The organism is Ruegeria sp. AN6 (assembly GCF_056540425.1).
In genome coordinates this window covers 89,242-111,275 of the sequence record NZ_JBQFWR010000007.1, presented here as the reverse complement: position 1 = coordinate 111,275, position 22,034 = coordinate 89,242, and the positions used below count along the sequence as shown (strand labels likewise).

The 22,034-nt window shown below is 55.4% G+C and carries 16 protein-coding genes and 1 tRNA gene; 5 read left to right on the top strand and 12 right to left on the bottom strand.

The genetic code is table 11. From position 1 onward, the window contains the following. Window positions 1–53 precede the first annotated feature (53 nt). A complete protein-coding gene (gene speB / locus ACR0MQ_RS12815) occupies window positions 54–1,025 on the top strand; it encodes an agmatinase (RefSeq protein WP_480608591.1) in 972 nt (323 codons plus the stop codon). Window positions 1,026–1,375: 350 nt separating this feature from the next. Here speB and ACR0MQ_RS12810 read toward each other — a convergent pair whose 3' ends face one another. From ACR0MQ_RS12810 to ACR0MQ_RS12765, 10 genes are all read right to left on the bottom strand, one after another. Then, entirely contained in the window at window positions 1,376–2,266 is an 891-nt protein-coding gene (locus ACR0MQ_RS12810) for a DUF2950 family protein (RefSeq protein ID WP_170775261.1), read from the bottom strand. A gap of 1 nt (window position 2,267) precedes the next feature. Further along, the gene (locus ACR0MQ_RS12805) at window positions 2,268–3,569 is read right to left on the bottom strand and encodes a DUF3300 domain-containing protein (protein ID WP_480608589.1); all 1,302 of its coding nucleotides are present in this window, start codon (window positions 3,567–3,569) and stop codon (window positions 2,268–2,270) included. A gap of 213 nt (window positions 3,570–3,782) precedes the next feature. Next, a complete protein-coding gene (locus tag ACR0MQ_RS12800) occupies window positions 3,783–5,003 on the bottom strand; it encodes an aminopeptidase P family protein (RefSeq protein ID WP_170775259.1) in 1,221 nt (406 codons plus the stop codon). Between the two features lie 160 nt (window positions 5,004–5,163). After that, window positions 5,164–6,375, bottom strand: coding sequence for an ABC transporter permease (locus tag ACR0MQ_RS12795; protein WP_170775257.1), 1,212 nt, complete (start codon window positions 6,373–6,375; stop codon window positions 5,164–5,166). Between the two features lie 5 nt (window positions 6,376–6,380). After that, window positions 6,381–7,655 carry an ABC transporter permease gene (locus ACR0MQ_RS12790; protein WP_170476917.1) on the bottom strand — a complete coding sequence of 425 codons (1,275 nt, stop codon included), beginning with the start codon at window positions 7,653–7,655 and terminating at the stop codon, window positions 6,381–6,383. Window positions 7,656–7,725: 70 nt separating this feature from the next. Continuing rightward, a complete protein-coding gene (locus ACR0MQ_RS12785; RefSeq protein ID WP_170476914.1) occupies window positions 7,726–8,817 on the bottom strand; it encodes an extracellular solute-binding protein in 1,092 nt (363 codons plus the stop codon). 102 nt (window positions 8,818–8,919) lie between these two features. Next, a complete protein-coding gene (locus ACR0MQ_RS12780; RefSeq protein WP_010442565.1) occupies window positions 8,920–10,020 on the bottom strand; it encodes an ABC transporter ATP-binding protein in 1,101 nt (366 codons plus the stop codon). A gap of 132 nt (window positions 10,021–10,152) precedes the next feature. After that, window positions 10,153–10,866, bottom strand: a complete 714-nt coding sequence (locus ACR0MQ_RS12775; RefSeq protein ID WP_480608585.1) for a maleate cis-trans isomerase family protein — start codon at window positions 10,864–10,866, stop codon at window positions 10,153–10,155. Next, complete coding sequence (locus ACR0MQ_RS12770; RefSeq protein WP_480608583.1) at window positions 10,863–12,008, bottom strand: M24 family metallopeptidase; 1,146 nt, start codon at window positions 12,006–12,008, stop codon at window positions 10,863–10,865. The genes ACR0MQ_RS12775 and ACR0MQ_RS12770 overlap by 4 nt, the downstream gene beginning before the upstream one ends. Beyond that, complete coding sequence (locus ACR0MQ_RS12765) at window positions 12,005–13,048, bottom strand: pyridoxal-phosphate dependent enzyme (RefSeq protein ID WP_170775251.1); 1,044 nt, start codon at window positions 13,046–13,048, stop codon at window positions 12,005–12,007. The genes ACR0MQ_RS12770 and ACR0MQ_RS12765 overlap by 4 nt, the downstream gene beginning before the upstream one ends. A 215-nt stretch (window positions 13,049–13,263) precedes the next feature. On the opposite strand from ACR0MQ_RS12765, the gene ACR0MQ_RS12760 reads away from it, so the two are divergent. Next, window positions 13,264–13,349: transfer RNA gene (locus tag ACR0MQ_RS12760), tRNA-Leu, on the top strand. Between the two features lie 8 nt (window positions 13,350–13,357). Here the strand turns inward: ACR0MQ_RS12760 and ACR0MQ_RS12755 are convergent. After that, entirely contained in the window at window positions 13,358–13,855 is a 498-nt protein-coding gene (locus ACR0MQ_RS12755) for a hypothetical protein (RefSeq protein WP_010442561.1), read from the bottom strand. After that, window positions 13,848–14,609, bottom strand: a complete 762-nt coding sequence (locus ACR0MQ_RS12750) for a response regulator transcription factor (RefSeq protein WP_480608580.1) — start codon at window positions 14,607–14,609, stop codon at window positions 13,848–13,850. The genes ACR0MQ_RS12755 and ACR0MQ_RS12750 overlap by 8 nt, the downstream gene beginning before the upstream one ends. 609 nt (window positions 14,610–15,218) lie before the next feature. Between ACR0MQ_RS12750 and ACR0MQ_RS12745 the strand changes: the two genes are divergently transcribed. From ACR0MQ_RS12745 to ACR0MQ_RS12735, 3 genes are all read left to right on the top strand, one after another. Next, window positions 15,219–17,630, top strand: coding sequence for a hypothetical protein (locus ACR0MQ_RS12745; protein WP_480608578.1), 2,412 nt, complete (start codon window positions 15,219–15,221; stop codon window positions 17,628–17,630). Between the two features lie 131 nt (window positions 17,631–17,761). Then, window positions 17,762–19,705, top strand: a complete 1,944-nt coding sequence (locus ACR0MQ_RS12740) for a type I secretion protein (protein ID WP_480608576.1) — start codon at window positions 17,762–17,764, stop codon at window positions 19,703–19,705. A 36-nt stretch (window positions 19,706–19,741) separates the two neighbouring features. After that, window positions 19,742–22,033 (top strand): type I secretion system permease/ATPase, encoded by a 2,292-nt coding sequence (locus ACR0MQ_RS12735; protein WP_010442557.1) that lies wholly within the window; start codon window positions 19,742–19,744, stop codon window positions 22,031–22,033. Window position 22,034: the final 1 nt, after the last annotated feature.

The window sequence follows — 22,034 nt, the reverse complement described above, 5'->3', positions numbered from 1 at the left end:
GATCGGATTTTTTCGATAACTGTTGCCGGGAAATACAAAAAGGAAAACACCCCATGCAGGATCATGGCTATGAATCTGGCAGATTGAATCTACCGTTTGTTGGTATTTCTACCTTCGCAAAATCTCCATACGTCGCGGATTGGAATGTTATCGATGCAGATGTTGCGATATTGGGGGCGCCGTTCGACTTCGGGACCCAGTGGCGGCCCGGCGCGCGGTTTGGTCCGCGGGCCGTGCGCGAGGCCTCGACCCTGTTCAGTTTTGGTCATGCCGGCGCTTATGACCACGAGGACGATGCGACCTATTTGGATAGCTCGGTGCGGATGGTTGATCTTGGTGACGCAGATATTATCCACACCAAGACCGAAGAGAGCCATGCAAATATCGCTTATGGCGTAGGTAAAATCCTGCAGGCGAAGGCTATGCCCGTGACCATTGGCGGCGATCATTCGATCAACATCCCATGCATCAACGCCTTTGCCCAGGATTGTGCACAGAATGGGCCGATCCATGTGGTTCAGATCGACGCGCACCTGGATTTCGTGGATGAACGTCATGGGGTCACTGCCGGACACGGCAACCCTATGCGGCGCGCGATTGAGAAAGACTATGTCTCGGGCATGACGCAGCTTGGTATTCGCAATGTATCCTCAACCGCGAAGGAGGGGTACGAGGACGCCCGTGCACGTGGTTCGGACATCTTGTCGGTAAGGCAGGTACGTAACCTGGGAACCGAAGCCGTGTTAGCACGCATTCCAGAAGGGGCGCGGTATTATGTGACGATCGATATCGATGCGTTTTGCCCTTCGATAGCCTCAGGCACCGGCACGCCGAGCCACGGCGGGTTTCTATATTATGACGTGCTGGAGATTCTGCAGGGACTGGCCAAGCGTGGAAACGTTGTCGGCATTGATTTGGTCGAAGTCGCGCCTGCCTATGACCCGACCGAAAGCACCCAGATTCTGGCGGCGCAGTTGTTGCTGAACTTTCTTGGTTTCATCTTTCACGAACGCGCACAGCGATAGAGATTTGGGATCTCGAGCCCAACCTTTTGCATTTCGCGATACACGTTTGGACAAAAAACTGCAACAGAGAGGCCAAATCGAACCGGGGCTTCCGAGATGTTAATGGAAACTCTGAATTGAATGTCGGTAGTGCGGGACTTTTCAGTCATTCAGTCGAAACGTGTGAAGGCAGAAGAATGGATCAAGTCGTAAGATGGGCAATTTGCTCGAAGTCACAATGGGTGTTGCAAGAGCGATCCAGGCTGAACCTATTCGGGTACACGTTACCATCGAACTGAAGCTTGTCACACGAACCGCAAATAGTGGCCTCAGCAAAGCGCAGAGCTTAAGCGACACTTTCAATCCAAATATTACTCGACCGGTGACCAATTCGTGTCTGGATCATAAGCAGAAATTTCAGATGCAATACTGAGTGTCTCCGGGCCAAAATCTGCCTCGTAGACTATGCCGTTTTCGCCTACCAGAAAGGAATGAATACCAGTTTCTCCGTAGTCTGCCGGTATTGCCAGCAAGGCATGTCCTGCAACAAAGTGATCCCCGACGAAATAGGGGTAGGCACCCCCTGGAGCGTTGGGGCCCTGCTCTTGCAGGATTGTGTAGTAATAGCCAAGAAACGGTTCAGCTTCATAGTCAACCTGACCGTCACTCCACCCCGAAGCTGCGGCGCGGGCAAGCGCTGCACCGACAAAGCTGTCTTTTCCAGGCCAGAAGAGACCGTTCTGCTCTTCCGGATCGGAAATGATCGTCTGAGCGAATTCCATAACGCCATTCCCGTTATGGTCCACAAGTCGGAAAGCTGCCTGCAGGTCAACATAGGCCTCAAGCAATTCGATCACTTCCAACTCATTCAAGCCTATTTCACGAGCTGAAAGTTCCTCGATCCCAGCCTCCAGGTCAAAGCGCCAACCGTCATCTTTACGCAGAATTGGGATAGGAAAAGGCCAACCGTCTTCACCCAGAAAAAGTACAACGCCATCGTCCTCAGGCCGGAAACGATACCCCTCGGCATACATGCCAAGCACTTCCTGCCTTCTTTCTTGATCTTCTGCCGGATCACCCGTTCCAACCAGATCCTCGGCTTCAGGCCCGAAAATTTCGATCAGCTTGCTCTGATCATTAGCCTTCAACGCATCAACAAAAGCATCCAGTGCGGTTTGCGGCGTATCAAATCTGGCTCCTTCAGAGAGGGCCGGGCTTGTGGTCGCGGCAAGCAACAAAATTGAAAATACTGATCTACGCATTTTACCGTCTCCGCTTGCCTTTAGCGGCGTGTCCACGCTTGGACGCGCTTTGAGTTCTGCTGCCGGACGCCTTTTTCTTCATCGCTTGCCCTTTGGATGCCGCGGGCTTGCGCTGCGTCGATGCGGCTTTCTTCGCTTGCGGCTTCTTGGCGGTCTGTGGTCTTTGTGCGACTGGCTTTTTCGCTGAATCTGGACGTTTGGTGCGATCAATGGCTTGTTGCTTTGCGGCAGCCTTGTCCCGATCAGCGTTGTTCCGGTTCGCCAAGGCACCGCCTGCTACAGCCCCTGCACCCGCACCGACCGCGGCTGCAGCCACCCCGCGGTCCCGGCTAATATCTGCAGCACCGGATTCTCGGCTCAACTTTGCACGCAGCTCATCCGTGCGACCGTCAGGACGGTTAACCGGCAAGTCGCTACGGCCACCTTCGGGTCTTTTGTGGTCCGCTATTTTGTTCCGGGCCTCCTGTTGCCGGTCAGGATCGGGGTTCCATCCGATATCCGTTCGGTCACCTAAATCTATATCATTGCCGATATTGACGTTGCCATCCACGTCTATGTCGATGTCTGGATTTCTATAAATCGGACCGCCGCCCCAGCCACCGCAATTTCGGCACCCCCAGTAGTCGTTCCAATCATCGTCGTCGTCGAAAATTTTGTCGATCAGGGCAACAGCGCCAAAAGTCAGTAGTGCTGCGCCCACAACATCCCCAGTTGACGGGCCAGTATAAATCGTCTCGGGATTGTATTGTGGGACGTATACCGTCTCGGGTTCTGTCGGTGTAATTACTACGTTGTCATCGTCAGACACTTCGACAGTTTGCTCGGGCCCTGAAACAAGAGCGCCGCTGTCAATTGCCTGATCCCGCATGACCTGCACCGCATCCATCACATCGTCGGACTGGGCCAACATGGCAGTGCCAACTGTCTCGGTCCAGTCGATATGGGTGGCCATCTGACCAACAACTTCGGGGAACGCCGTTGCCAACACACTGACGGAAGGATCCCATCCCATCGCATCGATTTCGGGCTCTAGTTCAACAGGGTCGCGGTCGGCGTTATCGAGCAAATACCGTTCAGCCTTAACAATTTCCAATGGCTGGGTTGCCGCGACAAATATCTGTATGAGTAACGTGTCGGGATAAAGAGCAACCGGGGCGACCAAGGTCTGCAACTCAGCGTCAGTTAGCAGACTGGACGAGGTCGCCGAGGTATCATCTTTTGCCGCTACATCTTCGGACGACTCTTGCGCTAACGCGGAAGTAGATACGCAAATACCGAATGCAATTAATAGAAACCTAAACATATTGCGATCCTTCGATTTCTTGAAGGATCACCTAAGACTGCGATTCTGGCAACCGATCAGTCAATAAAACGGTTGTGGGATAATAATCGACACCCAATCAAGTTTGAGCGAGTGTCCGCTTTGGGCTCGGAGCGGACAAAGCGCTCCAAGCTTTAATGTCGACTAACTGCATCACGAGCGGTGCGGGGTTGCTATTGCATCCCACTTGTTTCCTTACGCGCCGATGATGTTGTGGCCGGGGCCGTAGGGGAAACCGGTGATGTTTTCGGCCCCGTCCTCACCGACCACGAGGATATCGTGTTCACGATATCCGCCTGCGCCGGGCTGGCCTTCGGGAATCCAAAGCATCGGCTCGATCGAGACGACCATGCCGGGCTCCAGCACCGTGTCGATATCCTCGCGCAGTTCCAGACCGGCTTCGCGCCCGTAGTAATGGCTGAGGATGCCGAAGGAATGGCCGTACCCGAACGAGCGGTATTGCAGCAGGCCCTCTTCTGCGAAGAAACGGTTGATCTCAGCGGTGATGCCCGAACATGTCGCGCCGGGTTTGATCAGGCTCAGGCCCAGCTCATGCGCGGCTACGTTGGCTTTCCACAGGCGCAGGCTGTCTGCATCGGGTTCACCCAGAAACAAGGTGCGCTCCAGCGCGGTATAATAACCCGAGATCATCGGGAAGGTGTTCAGCGACAGGATATCGCCCTTTTGCAACGCGCGTTTGGTGACAGGGTTATGGGCGCCATCGGTGTTAAGCGCCGACTGGAACCAGACCCACGTGTCGCGGTATTCGGCGTCCGGGTAGGCGCGGGCGATTTCCTCTTCCATCGCGTCGCGACCGGCCATGGCGATCTCGATCTCGGTCGCGCCTTCGCGGATGGCGGCGTGGATCGCTGCCCCGCCCACGTCGGCGGTACGCGCGCCGCCTTTGATCAACTCGATCTCTTCTGCGGATTTCACCATGCGAGCAAACATTGTGTCAGGCGCGATGTCGATCAGTTCCGGCTGACCCAGCATGTCCAGCGCCGTGTTGCGCGCCGCCAAAGTCATGTGGTCGCCTTCAATCCCGATCCGCTTGGCCCCGCCGATCAGGCTGGCCACGGCGCGCCAGTAATTGTCGCGCTTCCAGTCAGTATAGATGACGTTGTCCTCAACCGAGCGCCGCCATGGCTGGCCAGCATCAATATTGGCCGAGACGGTGGTGCAGGCGTCCTGCGTCACCACGCAACCGTAAGGGCGGCCGAAAGAGCAGTACAGAAAGCCGGAATAATAGGCGATGTTCTGCATCGAGGTCAGCAGGACTGCCGGGATGTCATGCTTGGCCATGATGGCGCGCAATTTACCAAGGCGGCGGTCATACTCGCCCTTGCTGAATGGAAGGGGCGCCTTGTCGCCATTGTGGCAGGTGAAGAATTCGGGGCGTTTTGTTGTGTCTGTCATGACTAGGTCTCTCATCTTTGCCGGGCGGCAAACCCGGCCACTTGTCCCGGCGTTCAGGACAGGCGGTCTCGGGGTCCGAGAGCCGATCATCCCAGTGCGTCCGCGACGCCATCGCGGCTGGGATGAACAGGTGAATCGTTAGATCAGACCTAGGCCTGCGTCAAGCGGGGGAAAGACCCCGCAGACGCTCGGACCGGCGGCGCAGCAATTCGACCGTGGTCAGCAGCGCGATTGAGATCACAACAAGGATCGTCGCCACCGCCAGAATGGTTGGGCTGATCTGTTCACGCAGGCCGGTGAACATCTGCCAGGGCAGGGTCTTCTGGCTGGCAGAGCCGACGAACAGCACCACAACCACCTCGTCAAACGAGGTGATGAAGGCGAACAGTCCACCCGAGATCACGCCCGGCAGGATCAATGGCATCTGGATCTTGAAGAATGTCCGCACCGGACCTGCGCCCATATTCGCCGCCGCCCGTGTCAGCGAGCGGTCGAAACCGACCAGTGTCGCGGTCACGGTGATGATGACGAAGGGGATGCCCAGAACGGCGTGGGCAAGGATCACTTTCACGTAGCCCACGAAGTTCTTGTTCATGCCCAGCGTGCCCTCCATGAAGCGACCGATATCGCTGTAAAAAAAGAACATGCCGGTGGCCGAGATGATCAGTGGCACGATCATGGGTGAGATCAGAATGCCCATGATGGCGCGGCGGCCGGGAACATGGCTCTGGCTGAGGCCAATGGCTGCCAGCGTACCTAGCGAGACCGAGATGATTGTCGCAATCGGGGCGATGATCAGCGAGTTCTTGAAGCTGCGCTGCCATTCATTGTTGGTAAAGAAGTCGCGATAATGCTTCAGCGAGTACCCCTCGGGGTCCAGACGCAACATTTCCGGCGTGAAGGTAAAGAAGTCCTGCGCGTTGAACGACAGCGGCAGCACCACGAGAATCGGGGTGATCAGGAAGACAAAAATCGCACCGCAGATCACCCGGAACAGGTAGTGATAGAACACTTGTTTCGGAGTCAGGTACGGCAACAATTTCTGACGATAACGGCCTTCGTACAGCCAATAGATAAACCAGACGAAGAACCATCCGCCCAGCAGGCCAAGAACGCCACCCATCGCGCCAGAGAACAGAAAACCGATAATGCCAAAGCCCAGAATGTTAATCCAGCGGGCCAATTTCTCATTCTTGAGGACTGTGATGTAGATCCAGGCCACGGCTGCGATCAGAGCAGCCCCACCTATTATGCCGAGCAGTATCGACCCATTGCCCGCGCCGACAAAGATACCGGCGAAGGCTCCAGCCAGCGCGACGCTGGGTAGGACCATTGAAAGTGGTTTGCGGGATATCGGAGTAAGTGCGGCCATGTCGATTATCCCAGTTTCACGTTATCAATGCCGACGATCTTGTCGTAGCACCAGTAGAGCAGCATAACGACCGCCAGAAGGATCGTCCCCAGTGCCGCGGCCAATCCCCAGTTCAGCGAGGACGAGATGTGGTAAGCGATCCGGTTCGAGATGAAGACACCCTTTGTGCCGCCGACGATTTCGGGCGTGATATAGTAGCCAATCGCCAGAATGAACACGAGGATCGAGCCGGCGCCGATGCCCGGAATGGATTGCGGGAAATAGATGCGCCAGAAGGTAGTCCAGTTGGTTGCGCCCATGGATTTTGCGGCACGGGTATAATAGGGCGGAATGGTTTGCATCACCGAATACATCGGCAGGATCATAAATGGCAGCAGGATATGCGTCATCGCAATTATCGTGCCGAATTGGTTGTTGATGATCACTAGTCGCGCGTCATCAGCCACCAGCCCCAGCCAGACTAACGTTTCGTTGATCACGCCTTGTTGCTGCAGCATCACCTTCCAGGCTGATGTCCGTACCAGCAGCGAAGTCCAAAAGGGGAGCAGGACAAGGATCATCAGCAGGTTCGACACCCGCATCGGAAGTGTTGCCAGCAAATAGCTAACTGGGTATGCCAGCAGGATACAGGCTCCGGTAATCACCAGCGACATGAAAAGTGTTCTGCCGAACAGCTTGATCAGGATCTGCTTGTCTTCGGGTTGAGACTGCGCCCCTTCAGGGGTGCGGCGCATATCGACCGCGTTGAGGAAATAACCGTTGGTGACAGCAGGAGAGTGCGTCTTGATCACCGCCCAGGTCTGCGGTTCGCCCCAACCGTCATGAACCTCAATCACCTGGTCCTTGAATGGGCCATCGGTTTCGGGGTCCATCTTGCCTAGCTTCCGGCCTGAGCGGCGGAACATCGAAGACATGCCTGTCTCTTCGTAGTTCAAACGCGAGCCCAGTCGGGTATGTGTCTTGTTGTCTACGGCCACGACCATGTCTCGGACGAACGCATCATATACTGCCTCGTCCGGCAGTTCGCCGCTGGTCTCATCCCAGTTCTTCAGTGCTTCAACCGTAAGAGGCAGCGTTTCCTGCACGATGCTATTTTCAACCGAGCGGAACAGCATCGAAGCAATCGGCACGATGAACGAGAACAAAACAAACAGCAGCAAAGGGGCCACCAGCATCAATGCGCGCAGCTTTTGCCGCCGCAAAGAACGTGCAAGCGATTGCTTGAGCGGTGTTCCGTCCGCTGCCAGCATAGGTCCGGCGTTTTGGCTAGCGTCAGTCATCGGTGCCCCTTGGGTTTTCTTTGGTCCGGGGGCGGCGCACCGCCCCCGACTGTGTCAGGAAATTAGCCGCTTACTGCGCCAACCACGCCTGGAATTTGGCGTCGATGTCGTCGCGGTAGTCCGCCCAGAACTCGTAGTTATACAGGAACGTGTTCTTCGCGTTTTCCGGATCGGTTGGCATGTGCGGTGCCATGTCGATGCCCAGTTCGGCGTGCTGACCCACCAGCGGTGCCGACGAAGCACGGGCCGGACCGTACGAGATGTACTTGGCCTGATCAGCCAGACGCTGAGTGTCGGTCGCGAACATGATGTAGTCCAGCGCGCGCTGCTTACGCTCATCGCTTAGGCCAGCCGGAATGATCCAGCCGTCCAGATCGAACACTTGTGCGTCCCACAGCATCGCGACGGGCTGCTTCTGCTCTTCGATCACGCTGAACAGGCGGCCGTTGTAGGTCGATCCCATGACGACTTCGCCATCAGCCAGCAACTGCGGTGTGTCCGCACCGGCAGACCACCAGACTACGTTGTCCTTGATAGTGCCCAGCTTGGCCAGCGCTTGCTCCTGACCTTCCGGAGTTGCGAGCACGTCATAGACGTCATCCTTGGCGACGCCATCGCAGAGCAGGGCCCATTCCATGTTGTTGATCGGACGCTTTTCTAGCGAACGCTTGCCCGGGTAGTTTTCAAGATCGAAAACAGCGCAGATATCGCTGGGCGGGTTGTCCCCTACCAGATCGGTACGATAGCCGAACGTGGTCGAATAAACGATCTGAGGAATAAAGCAGTCGCTCACAAGCAGGTCGCCGAAGTCGTCCGCAGCCGAGGTGCCATCGGGTGCCGGGGCCAGCATGGTGTCAGGGTCGATTTCCATCGCCAGACCTTCGTCGCATAGACGGATCGCGTCCGCAGCAACAACGTCAACCACGTCCCAGGTGATGTTACCTGCTTCGTTCATCGCGCGCAGTTTGGCAACCGCTTCGGCTGAACTGTCATCGTTCAGGATGGTGACGCCGGTTTTTTCCGAATAGGGCTCGTGATAGGCCTTCAGCTGCGATTTGGAATAGGCTCCGCCCCAAGAAACGATTGTCATCTCTTCAGCAGACACCCCGCCAGCCGCTGTCGCCAGCGCTGCTGCGGTCAGCAGTGTTTTGGTTGGTTTCATGTGTTACTCCCAGTACTTCCCGTTTATCATAGTGTCAGCTGACGCACGGGTTTTCGCCAGCCGGTCCCTCGGTGAAACCGCGCTTGTGCCGCGCGGTTTGGTCTATGCGTCGAGCGCGCGACAATCCTTGGCCAACCAGCCGATATCGATCTCTTGACCGGGCTGAAGGCGAACGGCATCGGGGGCGTTGCGCGTCTTGACGATGAACTCGTCATTCCCGGCTACCGACATGCGGAAGCGGAACACGTCACCCATATAGATGAACTCTTTGACTGTGGCCTTTAGCGTATGTGCGTCTGCATGCAGTCGGTCTTTGTTGAACTCCACACGTTCGGGCCGAATCGAGACCTTGGTCCGTTCACCCGGATTATGCACGTTGATCGGAACAGCATCGATTTCCGATCCGTCATCCAACTGCACAAGACAAGTGTCACCGTCTATCGACTTAACAACGCCTTCTAGTGTGTTGTTTTCACCGATAAATTGTGCAACGAAGCTGTTTTCAGGCTCTTCGTATAGTTGATCCGGTGGCGCCAGCTGTTGAATACGGCCATCGTCGAATACCGCCACGCGGTCGGACATGGTCAGGGCCTCGGTCTGGTCATGGGTCACGTAAACGGTTGTGATACCCAACTCATGCGCCAGACGGGTAATTTCGAACTGCATATGCTCACGCAGTTGCTTGTCGAGCGCACCCAGCGGTTCATCCATCAGAACCAATTCGGGCTCGAACACCAGTGCTCGGGCCAGGGCGATCCGCTGTTGCTGACCACCAGAAAGCTGCGCTGGACGGCGGCCGCCAAAGGCGCCCATCTGGACCATATCCAGAGCCCGTTTAACTTTCTCTTCACGCTCAGACTTGCCAAGCTTGCGAACCTCAAGCGGGAACGAGAGGTTCTCGGCTACGGTCATGTGCGGAAACAAAGCATAGTTCTGGAACACCATCCCGATACCGCGTTTGTGCGGCGGAATGTTGTTGATAGGTTTCCCATCCAGAAGAATTTCGCCATGTGTGGCGGTTTCGAATCCGGCAAGCATCATCAAGCAGGTTGTTTTGCCTGAACCGGACGGCCCGAGCATAGTCAGGAATTCGCCCTTTGGCAGTGCCAGGTTGAGATCTTTAACGACGAGATTCTCGCCGTCATAAGACTTTTGCACGCGTTGAAATTCGACAAACGCAGCGTCGCTATTTGTGTCGGTCACAAGACCCCCTGTTGCGTCAATTGACTATCCGGTTGGTCCGGATTTCATTGATCTTCTCGTGTATTAAACCCGAGGCTAACAAATGGTCGCAAGCCCGTAAAGCAAATGGATTACTGATAACGCCGCTTTTGCCTAGTTTTGCGACATGTTCAGCTTCTTCATATGCCAGGCTAAGCTTTGATTGCTTGAAAGAACCGGTTTGCGGATCACCTTTTCGATCCGGGGAATCGCAGCAAGGGTTCGCAGGTTCGTACAGCTCAAGAACACCGCATCGACGGCTGAATCAAAGCCCAGACGGATTGCGGCTTCAACCACAGATTCGCTTGATATACGCACCACCTTGGCTTCTTCTGCCTCGCCAAAAGTGCCGAATACATCCATCGTGATTCCCTGATCCGCAAATGCGCGACGCAGCGGGGTGTTCACTTCTTCGATGTACGGGGAGAGCAGCGCAAACTTCGATACCCCTCGATCCTCGGCGCAAGCTGTCGCGGCGCGCAAAGGATTCGTTACCGTTTGAACATCACAGGTCTGCCTGACCATTTTCTCAACCTGATCCGACCCGATGACTGAGCTGGCGGACGTACAGCCATATCCCACAACCCGATAACGCCGTGCCTTGGGCAGCAAATCGGCCGCTGCTGGCAGGTCGTTTTCCATCTGCGCTAGAGTATCAGTATTAACCTCATTCCCACTGGGTATGCGGCTGACATAGAGTGGGCTTTTGTCATTGGCGAAAATTGTACGAAACTCAGGCTCGATTGTCTCATCCGTCTGTAGCACGATCAGGCCCATTGGCACCGCTGAGGGATCATCCGCATCTAGGATATAGGGCAAGGTGCTCATAGCTCAGGGATCTCCGGTCCGATGCGCGGGCTTAGGAATTCAGGCGCGCCCTCGGTGATTAGAATGTTTTCTTCATGAACGAGGATCTTGTTGTTCACGGCGATGCCTGGCTCCAGAGTTAACACCATCCCGGCCTCCAATTCTGTATGGTCATCAGGGATAAGCGAGGGCCATTCAGTCAGTGACATCCCCAACCCGTGGCCCAGTCGACCAGCATCGGTACCAACACCACCGTTAGTCAGGATCGCATTCATGGCATGAAACAATTGCGACGCGGTGGCACCGGGACGAGCTTGTTCAAAGGCGGCGTCCGATGCTTCGATCAGCCGCGAATGCGCCGCACGAACGGGCGCGCTTGCCGGACCGACCGACCAGTTGCGATCATAATCACAGAAATATCCATCGCGTACGAGGCCTGTATCCAGCATCAGAACATCACCCGACCTAAGTGGCGTTTGACTGGCAGGGGAGATCACGTCTGTGTACCCGCCTTGCTCGGCACCGCCGGCCAGATAGGGAACCCAGTCCGCGCCTTCCTCAAGGCAAAGCATCTGAAAATGTCGAAAAATCTGATCGAGCGGTGTACCGGCCGAGGCAATTTCCGGCACCCGTGCAAACGCGCGCGCGCTGATTTGACAGGCTGCTCGGATCTTGGCGACTTCGGCATCAGATTTCACCATGCGCAGCCCCCTTAGGATGCCATGGTCCCCGACAATTTTGCGCGTTCCTATAGCTGATTGAAGGCGTCTTAAATCGGCCAGAGGCATGCGCAGATGGGTTTCATGCCCATCGGGGCAGCCGATTTCATCCCCTTCGGCCGTCAATTCGCTCAGCGTATCCGCCAACAAGGATACCCCGTCATCTATTAGGTCGGGTGCGCTCCAAGTGCGAATGTCATCAATCCAGGTCTGCGCCATAAGCGCGGCACCAATGGAGGGAATTACTGCAAGCGGTTTACCGGTGGCAGGTACAATCAGAAACCAGGGTCGGGTCGGGCTTTCCCAGAACCGAGTGAGATAGCCGGTGAAGTATCGTAGTTCGGGCTCCGTTGTCAGCAAAAGGGCTGCAAGACCTGACTGCTGCATCCGCGTTTGAGCGCGCGCAACCCGAGCCTCGAACTCTGCCGGAGCGAACCCAATCATGCCGGTTGCTCAGTCAACATGCACAGAACCTTGGCATCAGGGCCAATTTCCAAACCGGTGCGGCTGGCGTCGTCCAAGACAGCGGCAATTCCAGCGCCTCCCGAGGCACTGGTTTCCAACCCTGCCTCTGCCATGACAGGTAATTGGGCTGCTACGTGAGTGTCGCTGATGGTCAGAAATGCATCAGCATCCCGTGCAAGCCCATTCAACGCAATAAGCGACGGTTCTTTGCAATCCAACCGACCCATGATGCTGTCTGGCCCATCTGCAAAAACGCAGTGCCCGGCCTCGATGCTGGCCTGAAGCGCGGGGGCGGACGTCGGCTCCACAACAATGATCTGTGGTTCGTCACCCCAAACCACGCGTGCATAGGCGGCGACAGCGCCAGCCATGCCTCCGACACCGGCCTGCAGCAGAATATGGGTGGGCGCTTCGGGGCATTGCTCGGCTGCTTCGACAGCCATTTGTAGATACCCTTCCATCAAAAGATGTGGGAGTTCGGTGTACCCGTCCCAAGAACTATCCGAGAGCAGGGTCCATCCATTTTCTTGCGCGGCAAGGTTGGCGGCCTCCATGCTTGCTGCGTAGTCCGCACCGGCCCGAACCACCTGTGCGTTTTGCGCGCGCAGACGTTCGGCAAAGCTCTCGGGAACGGTTTCCGCGATGTATACCACCGCATCGGCCCCGAAGACACGAGCACCGGCGGCCATACTCATCCCGTGATTGCCCGCGCTTGCCGTGACATATGTACGCCCTTTGAGGGTGTCGCTGCCTGGTTTGTCCGAAGCCTCGTTCGCCTGACAGGCAATAACATAAGCAGCGCCCAGAGCCTTGAACGATCCCAGACCCATGCGGGGCCGTTCATCTTTGACCCAGAGGCTTGCGACCGGTGCAATCGCTGATGCATCAACCAAGGGCGTTGGCTCAAAATCCGGGCAGAACGAACGGTGCCGCCCCAGTCGAACGGTTTCGACTGACGGGTAGGGGGCCTGATCTGCAAGCTTGGATCCGTTTCGAAACGGGTTGCTGATTATCTTCATTCTTCGCTCCCTGACCGGTTTATGCGCAGACGTGAACGAATTGCCCGAACCCTGTCAAGTAAAGCGTTTCCTTGACACGTCCGGTCCTGAATTTTGATCGCACCGACATTCGAATTTATGGATCAATCCATTGAGTATCTTTTCAATCGTTTTGGTTGCTTGTAAGAGATTGCCTAGATCATCAGTGTGGTTTGAATTTATCGCTCAGGTGATATGCGGGCGTGATGGAATGGTAGACATATCGGACTTAAAATCCGAAGGCCTTAGCGCCGTGTGGGTTCGAGTCCCACCGCCCGCACCAGTTGAGCTTCAGACCGGGAAACCCAGCCGGGATATCAGTTTCCAGATGTCTTTGTTCGCGTCCGAAAGCTGAGAGACGACATCCTCGATTTCTTTCATCGCTTTGTCATCCACCGTATCTTCCCGCCCTAATTTAATATCAGTTTTGCGATCAGCGATTCTCATCAGGATGGTCTTGGGATTTCCGCTTTCCTGATCAAAGGAGTAAATGCAGTGGTTGTACTTATTCCGGATGGAGGACAAGCGAGACAATCGCTGGGTGTGTTCAAGGATCGGATCACGGATTTCAGGTGCGCGACCTTCCATCTTCGCAAGACGCTCGACCAGATCGATGCGGGCTCGCGTCGTGTTCAAAGTCAGGAAAATGATCACTGCTACATCTTTGTTGGCCTCGGTTAGCCCAGCAATGAGATGGATCAGAAGGCTTTCGGTATTTGTCCACATGTAATTGAGGCGACCCACCAGCAGGATGAGCCGGTCAAATCGGGTTTCGAAAGCCTCATCCAACGGCTGCGCTACGCGCTTCGTTCGACGCGACCTCGAAATAGAAATGAGCGGCCTCGGTCCGGTTGCTCACATCGATTTTGCCCGAAACATTATGCATATGCAGTTTGACTGTATGTTCAGTAATGCCCAGCCTGGTCGCAATCGTTTTGTTGCTTTGGCCTTTGGAAACAAGCCTCAAAACTTGTTTTTCCCGGCGTGTAAGCTTTGCGTATTGCAGTAGTTTGTCGGGTGACCGAGTTCTGGTCGCAGGCTGTTTTTCGATTGGTACGTCCGCTGCGCCTGACGATGCCGCCATACTGTCGGCCAAAAAACAAGGCAGGTGCAGTTCCTCATGCATGAGAAGCCGCAATATCGCGCGCCACACATCCGGAGCGACGTTCATCGGCAGATATCCGATGTTGCCAAAACTCGTGCGGTCCCAGTGTTCGAACAATATCCGAGCGGGGCTTTTCTTGCGATAGGCGAAGGCAAGGCAGCCGTTTTCTGCAACTTTTGCATAATCAGCGGGTCGCGTCAGCAGCTCATCCAGCATCATCTGATCCACCACGATTATTCGTTCGGCGGAACTCGCGACACTACTTTTGGCCAGCATGTCTTCCAGGTGATCAAAACGCTCTGCACGAACACCGAATTCAGTTTGAACACTTCTTAGGGTTTGGTCCGAATAGAACAGTTCTTTGCCGATAAATATGATCGAAAGCTCTTCGGGATATTCGATCTGACTACGGGCACCGGCTTGTAAGGAATAACTCACTGATCTTCCCCTACTAGTAAAAACGTCACCTTCTGATGCTAAAAAATGCGGGCACAGGGTTAAGCGACGTGAGAAATTTTTTATCCAAATTACACGTCATCATACCTGAAAGTACGGGTTTCAGCAACCAGAGGCAGTAATTAGGAGCTGCATATCTAGAACCTTTGATCAGGTTCAATTCCAATCCAGATTGCCTAACCTGATGAAATGGCTTCGTTAATAATAATGTTCGATCTGCCGAGATTGTTTCCCCTTCGATTTGGCGATGGAAGGGGCAATTTTTCAAATAAAGTGCATTAATAATAAGCAGTTAAAGAAACTAGTGCTTTCGACCAGCTATGCATGCCCGCTCATGACTGCAACCATGATGGTGCTTTGATTTGTAAAGCGCACTTGAACCTGACGTGCCCATGGATTCGCGTATTTTGGCGAGACCCCCGTGGTCACGGAATCGGCTAAGCCGAGAAAGGGGGCAAACCAAACAGAAGACGATCACTGCCGCGCGAGTGTCCAGTTTGACGCTCTGTGCGCGACGTTTGTTTTAACCGCGCCAGTAACCGCTTTTTAGATGAATGGCGGTCGGGTGCTTCCGTAAAAGTGGAATTTATTATGAGACGCCAGCCTAATCAAACGACAACCCTAACAACAGTTGATGAAGTCCAAATCGACGATCTGGACGCCGATTTTGATACTGATATCGCGGTAGACGAAGCAAATATCGAGGCGGACATCAACGCTCAACAACAGCAGCAAGAGCAAGATGTTAATAATTCTGCGAACAATTCTGACTCACAGGACCAAGATCAATCACAACGTTCAAGAAATGATAATGACAACGATCAGGATCAGCGCCAAAACCAAAATCAGAACCAGCAAAACACCAACGGTGGAGAAGACAACAACGACAATGACAACTCGAACCACAACGAAGTGAACATCGACTTCGGCGGCGGCGAGTGGATTCCGCGCGATGACGACAAAGTAGATGTCGATATCGAAGATATTGATGGCGATGTAGGCGACGTAATCACCGCAGGTGACGACCTGGATTATGATCCCGGTGATGATATCAACATTGATATCTCACAAGATGGCCCAGGAAACGACTTCGCATCCATCAACAGCCAGTACGCGAGCCTAGAGGATAACGACTCACTAGGTAACGCATCGGTATCAAATTCAGGTGACTTTAGCCAAAGTGGCAACGCTCATGGAGGTGAGGCCTACGCGGAAGACGGTATCGACGTAAATAACGATGGTGGCGACTCGGGTGATGGCGGAGAGAGCTATGGAGGTGATGCCGATGGCGACACCAGCGGCAGCCATTCGTTTGCACTCGGTGGTCATTCTGGAAACGCTGATAGTTCGGCGTCTGGTGGTGATGGCGCATCTTCGGGTGATGCCTATAACGCAAGCCTTGGTCTTGGTCTTTCCGGTGCGCACTCCAGCGGTGACAGCACCGGTGGCGATGGCGGTGACGCCGATAGCGAGTCCAATGCGGATAACTACGGTGAAGCAAGCGCAGACAGCGACTCGACCGGTGGCGACGGTGGTAACGCTGAATCGTTTGGTCTTGGTCTTGGCCTAGCTCTGTCCGGATCGAACGCTGATGGCGATGCAGATGGTGGTGATAACACCTCAGGCGCGCTGGCTGCCGGTCTCGGCCTAGCAGGCAATGACTCGTCAACCGGAGATGCTGATGGTGGAGATGGTGACGCTGAAAATGACGGTTCGGCTGACAACTCCAGCGAAGGAACCAACGAAGCTAACGAATCTTCCTCTGGTGGTAATGTTGGTCTGGGTCTGGCGGGTGCGGGTGCACTTGGCCTGAACGATGCCGATGGCGGTAGCGGTTCTGGCGGCGAAGGATCAGGTGGTGAAGGCTCAGGCGGCGAAGGCTCAGGCGGCGAAGGTTCTGGTGGCGAAGGCACAGGCGGTTCCGGCACTGGTGGCAACGCCAACGGTGGTGATGGTACCGGTGGAGATTCGGGCTCTGTAGAAGAAGCCTTCCCATTCCCGGTACTCCTTGTCGAAGAGGAAGATACAGACGGTGAAGAAGAAGCTGCAGCTGGTAACTCGAACGGTACCGGCGGTGACGGTGGTACTGGTGGTACTGGTACCGGTGGTACGGGTACTGGCGGTACGGGTACCGGTGGTACGGGTACCGGTGGTACGGGTACTGGTGGTACAGGTACTGGTGGTACAGGAACCGGAGGCGCAGGTGGCGGTTACGTAGACACGGATGCGGCAGCGCAAGGCGTTGGTGACCAAGATGCCGCTGGTCCGGTAATCACGCAGTCACCCGGTGACATCGACGGCTCGGCCGATAACGATCAGGACGTTGATGGTTCCGGTGGTAACGGTGGAACCAACACAACCAATGGATCTGCGGACGCCAGCGGTGATGGTATGGCAACCGCCGAAGGTACTGGTGGTGCAGGCGGAACAGCTAACCCCGAGTCAAGCTCGGCGGCAAGCGGCGCAGGTTCTGCTGACGCAACCAACGAAGCCGGAAACGGTGGCGATTCCGAAGCGTGGTCCGATGCAGCCAATGACGGTTATGCAGAAAGCCTTGCCGAAGCGATTGCCGGATACGGTGGTGACGCGTCATCTGACAATGATGCAGACTCGTCGGCTTCGGGTGACGCAACCGGTACCGCAACGTCCGGCGCCGGTGGTGCAGGCGGTGCCGCGGCATCGACCGGAGGAACCAGTGGTGATGTCATGGGCTCGTCGACCGGCGGTGCAACCACGGGTGCGATGAACACCGGTGGCGAAGCTTCCGGCGCATATTCAGGTGCCGGTGGTGCTGGTGGTGACGGCGGAATGTGGGGCTCGGACAACGGTGGCGATGGCATCGTCAACGGCGAGTCTTATGCATCTGCTGCCGCAGTTGTCGACACGTCGGCCTTCAACCAATCGATCGTCATGGGTGCCAACGTGCTTGGTAACTCGGTCGACACGACCATGGTTGGCGGTTCGATGACCTCGACTTATTCGAGCGACGACACCGAGGTCTAAGACCCTATTCGCGGGGGCCGCATTATCGGTCCCCGTTCATTGAAACCGCTGAGGCCGCGTCGAGCGGCCTCGGCCCAACATATCCCGAACCGGAAATTTTTGGGCCGGTAAGGGCGGAAGGGATCATCGAAATGTCATTCGATAGTGTTACCGAAAAGATTGCACACTTTATTGGAACTTTTGATCTCACGATTGAAAAAGCCCGGCTGAGGGATCAGTACGAAAAGTTCACCGCCGTCAGACGCAAGGCGGAACTCGACGAACTGGAAGAGCCCGCAAAAATCCGGGTCAAAGCAGATCTTGAATTAGACCCGGGCAAATTTGGCCCGCTACCCTATGGGTTCAACACCCCCCCGGCCACTCCTGAACTTCCACCACTGGTTGACGGACCGGATATTCAAACGGCCATCACACTAGCGCCACCACTCACTGACGGTCCACCGTTGCCTGAGACGACCACCGGCATCGGCGCAACGTTTATAATCGAACAGAAGCTTGAAATTGTGACCGAACTTATCGGTTCGGCAGTAACCTATACATTCCAGAACATTTTCCTACGCGACAATGATGTCGTGGGCGAAGGGGATTTTCGCGACGTTGACCAACTTATCGCCCAGGCAGAAGCAGCAGCGCAGGTTGCGGCCTCGATGCATGGGTTTGCCGTACCTTCATTCTCGATCTCCGATTATCTGTCGATCGAGTATGTGGAGGCATTGGCCGCAGAGATGCTTGCACCGATCAATGTCGAAGTTGAAGGCGCGGTTGTTTATCAGTTCCACGGCGAAGACGCGATCGGTGTAATCGTCAATGGTGAGTATGTGGACGAAGCCCCGGTTTGGGAGGACCTTTTGCCCGAGCATCACAGGCCCGACGAAGAGGAAGAGGATGAAACGCCTGATGCGATGCCTGCGGAATGGGATCAGGATGAGGATTCTGAATTCGCAGACGGCCACACGGTGATTGCAGGCGGCAATCTTGCGATCAACGAAGTGAACGCAACTGTAGCGTGGGTCGACGCGCCCTACATCGCGGTGGGTGGTAAATCGATCGAGTTGGCCATGATCAGCCAAGTTGCTGTTGTGTCGGATATGGATGTAGGCACGAATGGCGGATCGGGCACCAATGTTGTGCACTCATCGACGATCGAAGTAGAAGGTAATTCAGCCCCTTGGTTGGTGCAGGGGGCAAACGACGACGCTCCGGCATTCATACATGTTGATTGGATCACCACTGACCTGATCGTCGCTAATTTTGTGAAGCAGAACATTGATGCGACAGATATCGATCACATTGATACCGAGATCAACGCGACGACGACGCTCTATGCACTGGGCGACAATGAGTTGGTGGATGTCACCAATATCCTCCAGCTTGGCAGCTACTACGATCTGATCATGATCGAAGGCGACATGATTACGGTCGATGCTTTTATTCAGACCCACGTCTTGATAGATGATGATGTGATCACGGGCGGCTTGCCGGGCCCGATTGATGGATCGGATGAGAACCTCGTCATGAACGAAGTCGCGCTGACGAAAGAAGGCGAAGACACGCATCAAGAGATGCATAGCTCAATGGCCGAAGCGATGGCCTTTGGCGAAGACGACATGGCGTCCTTGGAAGAGGCGCTGATGAACGATCCAATGTTCGCCGGGATGGAGCAGATGCGTGTGCTCAAGGTCGACGGATCGCTGGTGCAGATCAATGTCGCCGAGCAATCGACCATGCTTGCTGATCAGGATGACGTACATCTGCATGGCCCAAACGCCGATGAGACCGAAGTGGTGGCGGGCAGTAATGCGATGCTCAATGCCGCCCATGTCACCAAGGCGGGTGTGGATTCAGTCGTCATGGCTCAGGACGGGGCCTTTTCTGATCTATTGCTACATCAAGCAAGCCTGATTGATATGCCGACGAACGAGGACATCGCCGAGATGACCAATGAGGCGATCGCCGCCATTATGGAAGAGGCAGGTATGCCCGGTTATGAAGGCGGTATTGGCCCTCAGGGCAACGATCTCACGCCCAGCGAATTGGCGAATTCCTCTGATGGCCTGCAAACCATGCTGGCCTGATTTTCCCTGATTTACGAGTGACCGGAAGGTTAGTTTATGTCGATCGTTTTTTCGTCGCGCCGCACCCGATTTGCTAGCCCATTGGACAGGCACGGAGGAGGGGGTCCGCTGACCCTCAAAACCCGTGATCGCGTGGCCAAGTCAAACGGGAATTCTTTGTCGAAAACAGAGGCACGATTACGGTTGACCCCTGAAATGCGGATGCCTGAGCCTTGCGTTGGAACAGCAGCTGCAGAACCTGCGACGCACCCCAATGATCCAGAAGAATTGCCACGTGCGGCGCAACAAACATACAGACCGACGCAGGCAGAAGCAGAGGCAGAGCAGCAGAATGCAAATTCAAAATCGTGCGCTGGCTCTCCCCTTCGGCGCACGCGGTCGCGGCCCAAAAAAGACAAGGATCCTGTGGGTGGCGACGCTGGGGTGGCCGATGCGGAAGCCCCTGATCGTGACGCCGCCGATCAATCGACTGCGCGCATGACCCCCTCTGTGCCGTCGGACGGCAAAAATCGCATGGGCACCACGATCGAGGCTAAGGCAAATGAACCGTTGATGCGCCTGGAAACGGGAGGCGGCGACGGGAAAGGGCCACCCCAAACTTTTCACAAACGCACCCCGCCCGAAGATTTCCAGAAGACGCTGCGCACATCGCTGCGGGCGATTTGGCGTAATCTGGCTTTCGTGCTGGTTCTGACTTGCGCAACTAATGTTCTGATCCTTGCGATCCCAATTTACCTGTTTCAAATCAGTGACCGAGTTCTGACCAGCCGGTCGCTGGATACGCTTATCATGCTGACCGCTATCGTCGCCGGGGCGGTCATTTTTCAATCAGCCTTTGATGCGGTTAGGCGATTCATGTTGATGCGCACGGCGGTTGAAGTGGCCGCGCGTCTTGGTGCTCCGGTTTTGAGTGCCGCTGCACACGCTTCTCTGCATGGTAATGGACGTGAATATCAGACCTTGGGTGATCTGCAGCAGGTGCGGGGCTTTCTGGTTTCTGGCACATTGATTTCGTTTCTCGATGTTCCGTTTGCGCCGCTCTTCATCCTGATGATCTTTCTGGTCCACCCGCAATTGGGGATGATTGTCGTGACGACGGCTCTTATCCTGATGGTGATCGCGCTGATCAACCAGAAGATGACGGCCAAGCCCTTTGCCAAGGCCAATCAGGCGCAATCTTTGGCCAACCAGCATTTGGATTCGATGTCGCGCAACAGTCAGATCATCAACGCGTTAGCGATGATCCCCGAGGCGGTGCGCATCTGGGGTCGTGACACCGCACAATCGCTGACCTGGCAGGTCAAAGCGCAGGACCGCAATGTCATCTTCGCTGCTATTTCCCGTGCCGTTCGCTTGCTGACACAAATCAGCATTTTGGGGTGGGGCGCCTTTTTGGCCCTGCAGGGAGAGATCACCGGAGGAATGGTAATCGCCGCTTCGATCATCGCGGGCCGGGCCTTCGCTCCGATTGAGGGATCGATTGAGGGCTGGAATACATTCCTGCTGACGCGAGGTGCTTTTGGCCGGATCAAGGCTCTGCTGTCGAGTTCGGCTCTGCAATACGAAAAATTACGCCTGCCGCGGCCCGAGGGACGGCTGGATGTAGAGCGTCTGCTCTATGTCCCGGGTGGAACCAAGAGTGTCGTTCTAAACGGGATTACCTTTGCACTGAACCCCGGGGAAACTTTGGCTGTCATCGGGAATTCAGGCGCGGGGAAAACTACGCTGGGCAAAACGCTGGTGGGTTCGATTCTTCCGACCTCGGGAAGCGTCCGGTTGGATCTGATGGATATCCGCAATTGGGATCCACGCCAGTTTGGCGAGAATATTGGCTATCTTCCGCAGGACGTGCAGCTGTTCCCAGGTACCATCAAGGACAACATCGGCCGGATGCGTGCGGACGCCACAGATGAGCAGATCCACGATGCCGCCGTTCTGGCAGACGTACACAACATGATCGCGACGCTGCCACAAGGTTATGAAACCGTGGTGGCCGCAGACGGTTCGCCCCTTTCTGGCGGGCAAAAGCAACGTATCGCTTTGGCACGGGCTTTCTTCGGAAACCCGCGACTGGTTGTTCTGGATGAACCGAACTCGAACCTCGATGTGGCGGGCGACAAGGCGCTGGCACGGGCGATTGAACAGGCCAAGGAAAGCAAGATCACCGTGGTCGTCATCACACAAAAACCAACACTACTGAATGTGGTCGACAAGATCATGCTGCTGACTGACGGACGTGTGGCGCTGTTCGGGCAACGCGAACAGGTGCTGGAAAAGCTCAACGGGCCGCGCCAGCAACCACCCGAAATTCAGGGCAAGGGGGATTAAG

Excerpts from the sequence above, each read along its gene's own strand:
- speB (WP_480608591.1), top strand. The coding sequence starts at position 54 with ATGCAGGATCATGGCTATGAATCTGGCAGATTGAATCTACCGTTTGTT.
- ACR0MQ_RS12810 (WP_170775261.1), bottom strand. The coding sequence starts at position 2,266 with ATGCGTAGATCAGTATTTTCAATTTTGTTGCTTGCCGCGACCACAAGC.
- ACR0MQ_RS12805 (WP_480608589.1), bottom strand. The coding sequence starts at position 3,569 with ATGTTTAGGTTTCTATTAATTGCATTCGGTATTTGCGTATCTACTTCC.
- ACR0MQ_RS12800 (WP_170775259.1), bottom strand. The coding sequence starts at position 5,003 with ATGACAGACACAACAAAACGCCCCGAATTCTTCACCTGCCACAATGGC.
- ACR0MQ_RS12795 (WP_170775257.1), bottom strand. The coding sequence starts at position 6,375 with ATGGCCGCACTTACTCCGATATCCCGCAAACCACTTTCAATGGTCCTA.
- ACR0MQ_RS12790 (WP_170476917.1), bottom strand. The coding sequence starts at position 7,655 with ATGACTGACGCTAGCCAAAACGCCGGACCTATGCTGGCAGCGGACGGA.
- ACR0MQ_RS12785 (WP_170476914.1), bottom strand. The coding sequence starts at position 8,817 with ATGAAACCAACCAAAACACTGCTGACCGCAGCAGCGCTGGCGACAGCG.
- ACR0MQ_RS12775 (WP_480608585.1), bottom strand. The coding sequence starts at position 10,866 with ATGAGCACCTTGCCCTATATCCTAGATGCGGATGATCCCTCAGCGGTG.
- ACR0MQ_RS12770 (WP_480608583.1), bottom strand. The coding sequence starts at position 12,008 with ATGATTGGGTTCGCTCCGGCAGAGTTCGAGGCTCGGGTTGCGCGCGCT.
- ACR0MQ_RS12765 (WP_170775251.1), bottom strand. The coding sequence starts at position 13,048 with ATGAAGATAATCAGCAACCCGTTTCGAAACGGATCCAAGCTTGCAGAT.
- ACR0MQ_RS12745 (WP_480608578.1), top strand. The coding sequence starts at position 15,219 with ATGAGACGCCAGCCTAATCAAACGACAACCCTAACAACAGTTGATGAA.
- ACR0MQ_RS12740 (WP_480608576.1), top strand. The coding sequence starts at position 17,762 with ATGTCATTCGATAGTGTTACCGAAAAGATTGCACACTTTATTGGAACT.
- ACR0MQ_RS12735 (WP_010442557.1), top strand. The coding sequence starts at position 19,742 with ATGTCGATCGTTTTTTCGTCGCGCCGCACCCGATTTGCTAGCCCATTG.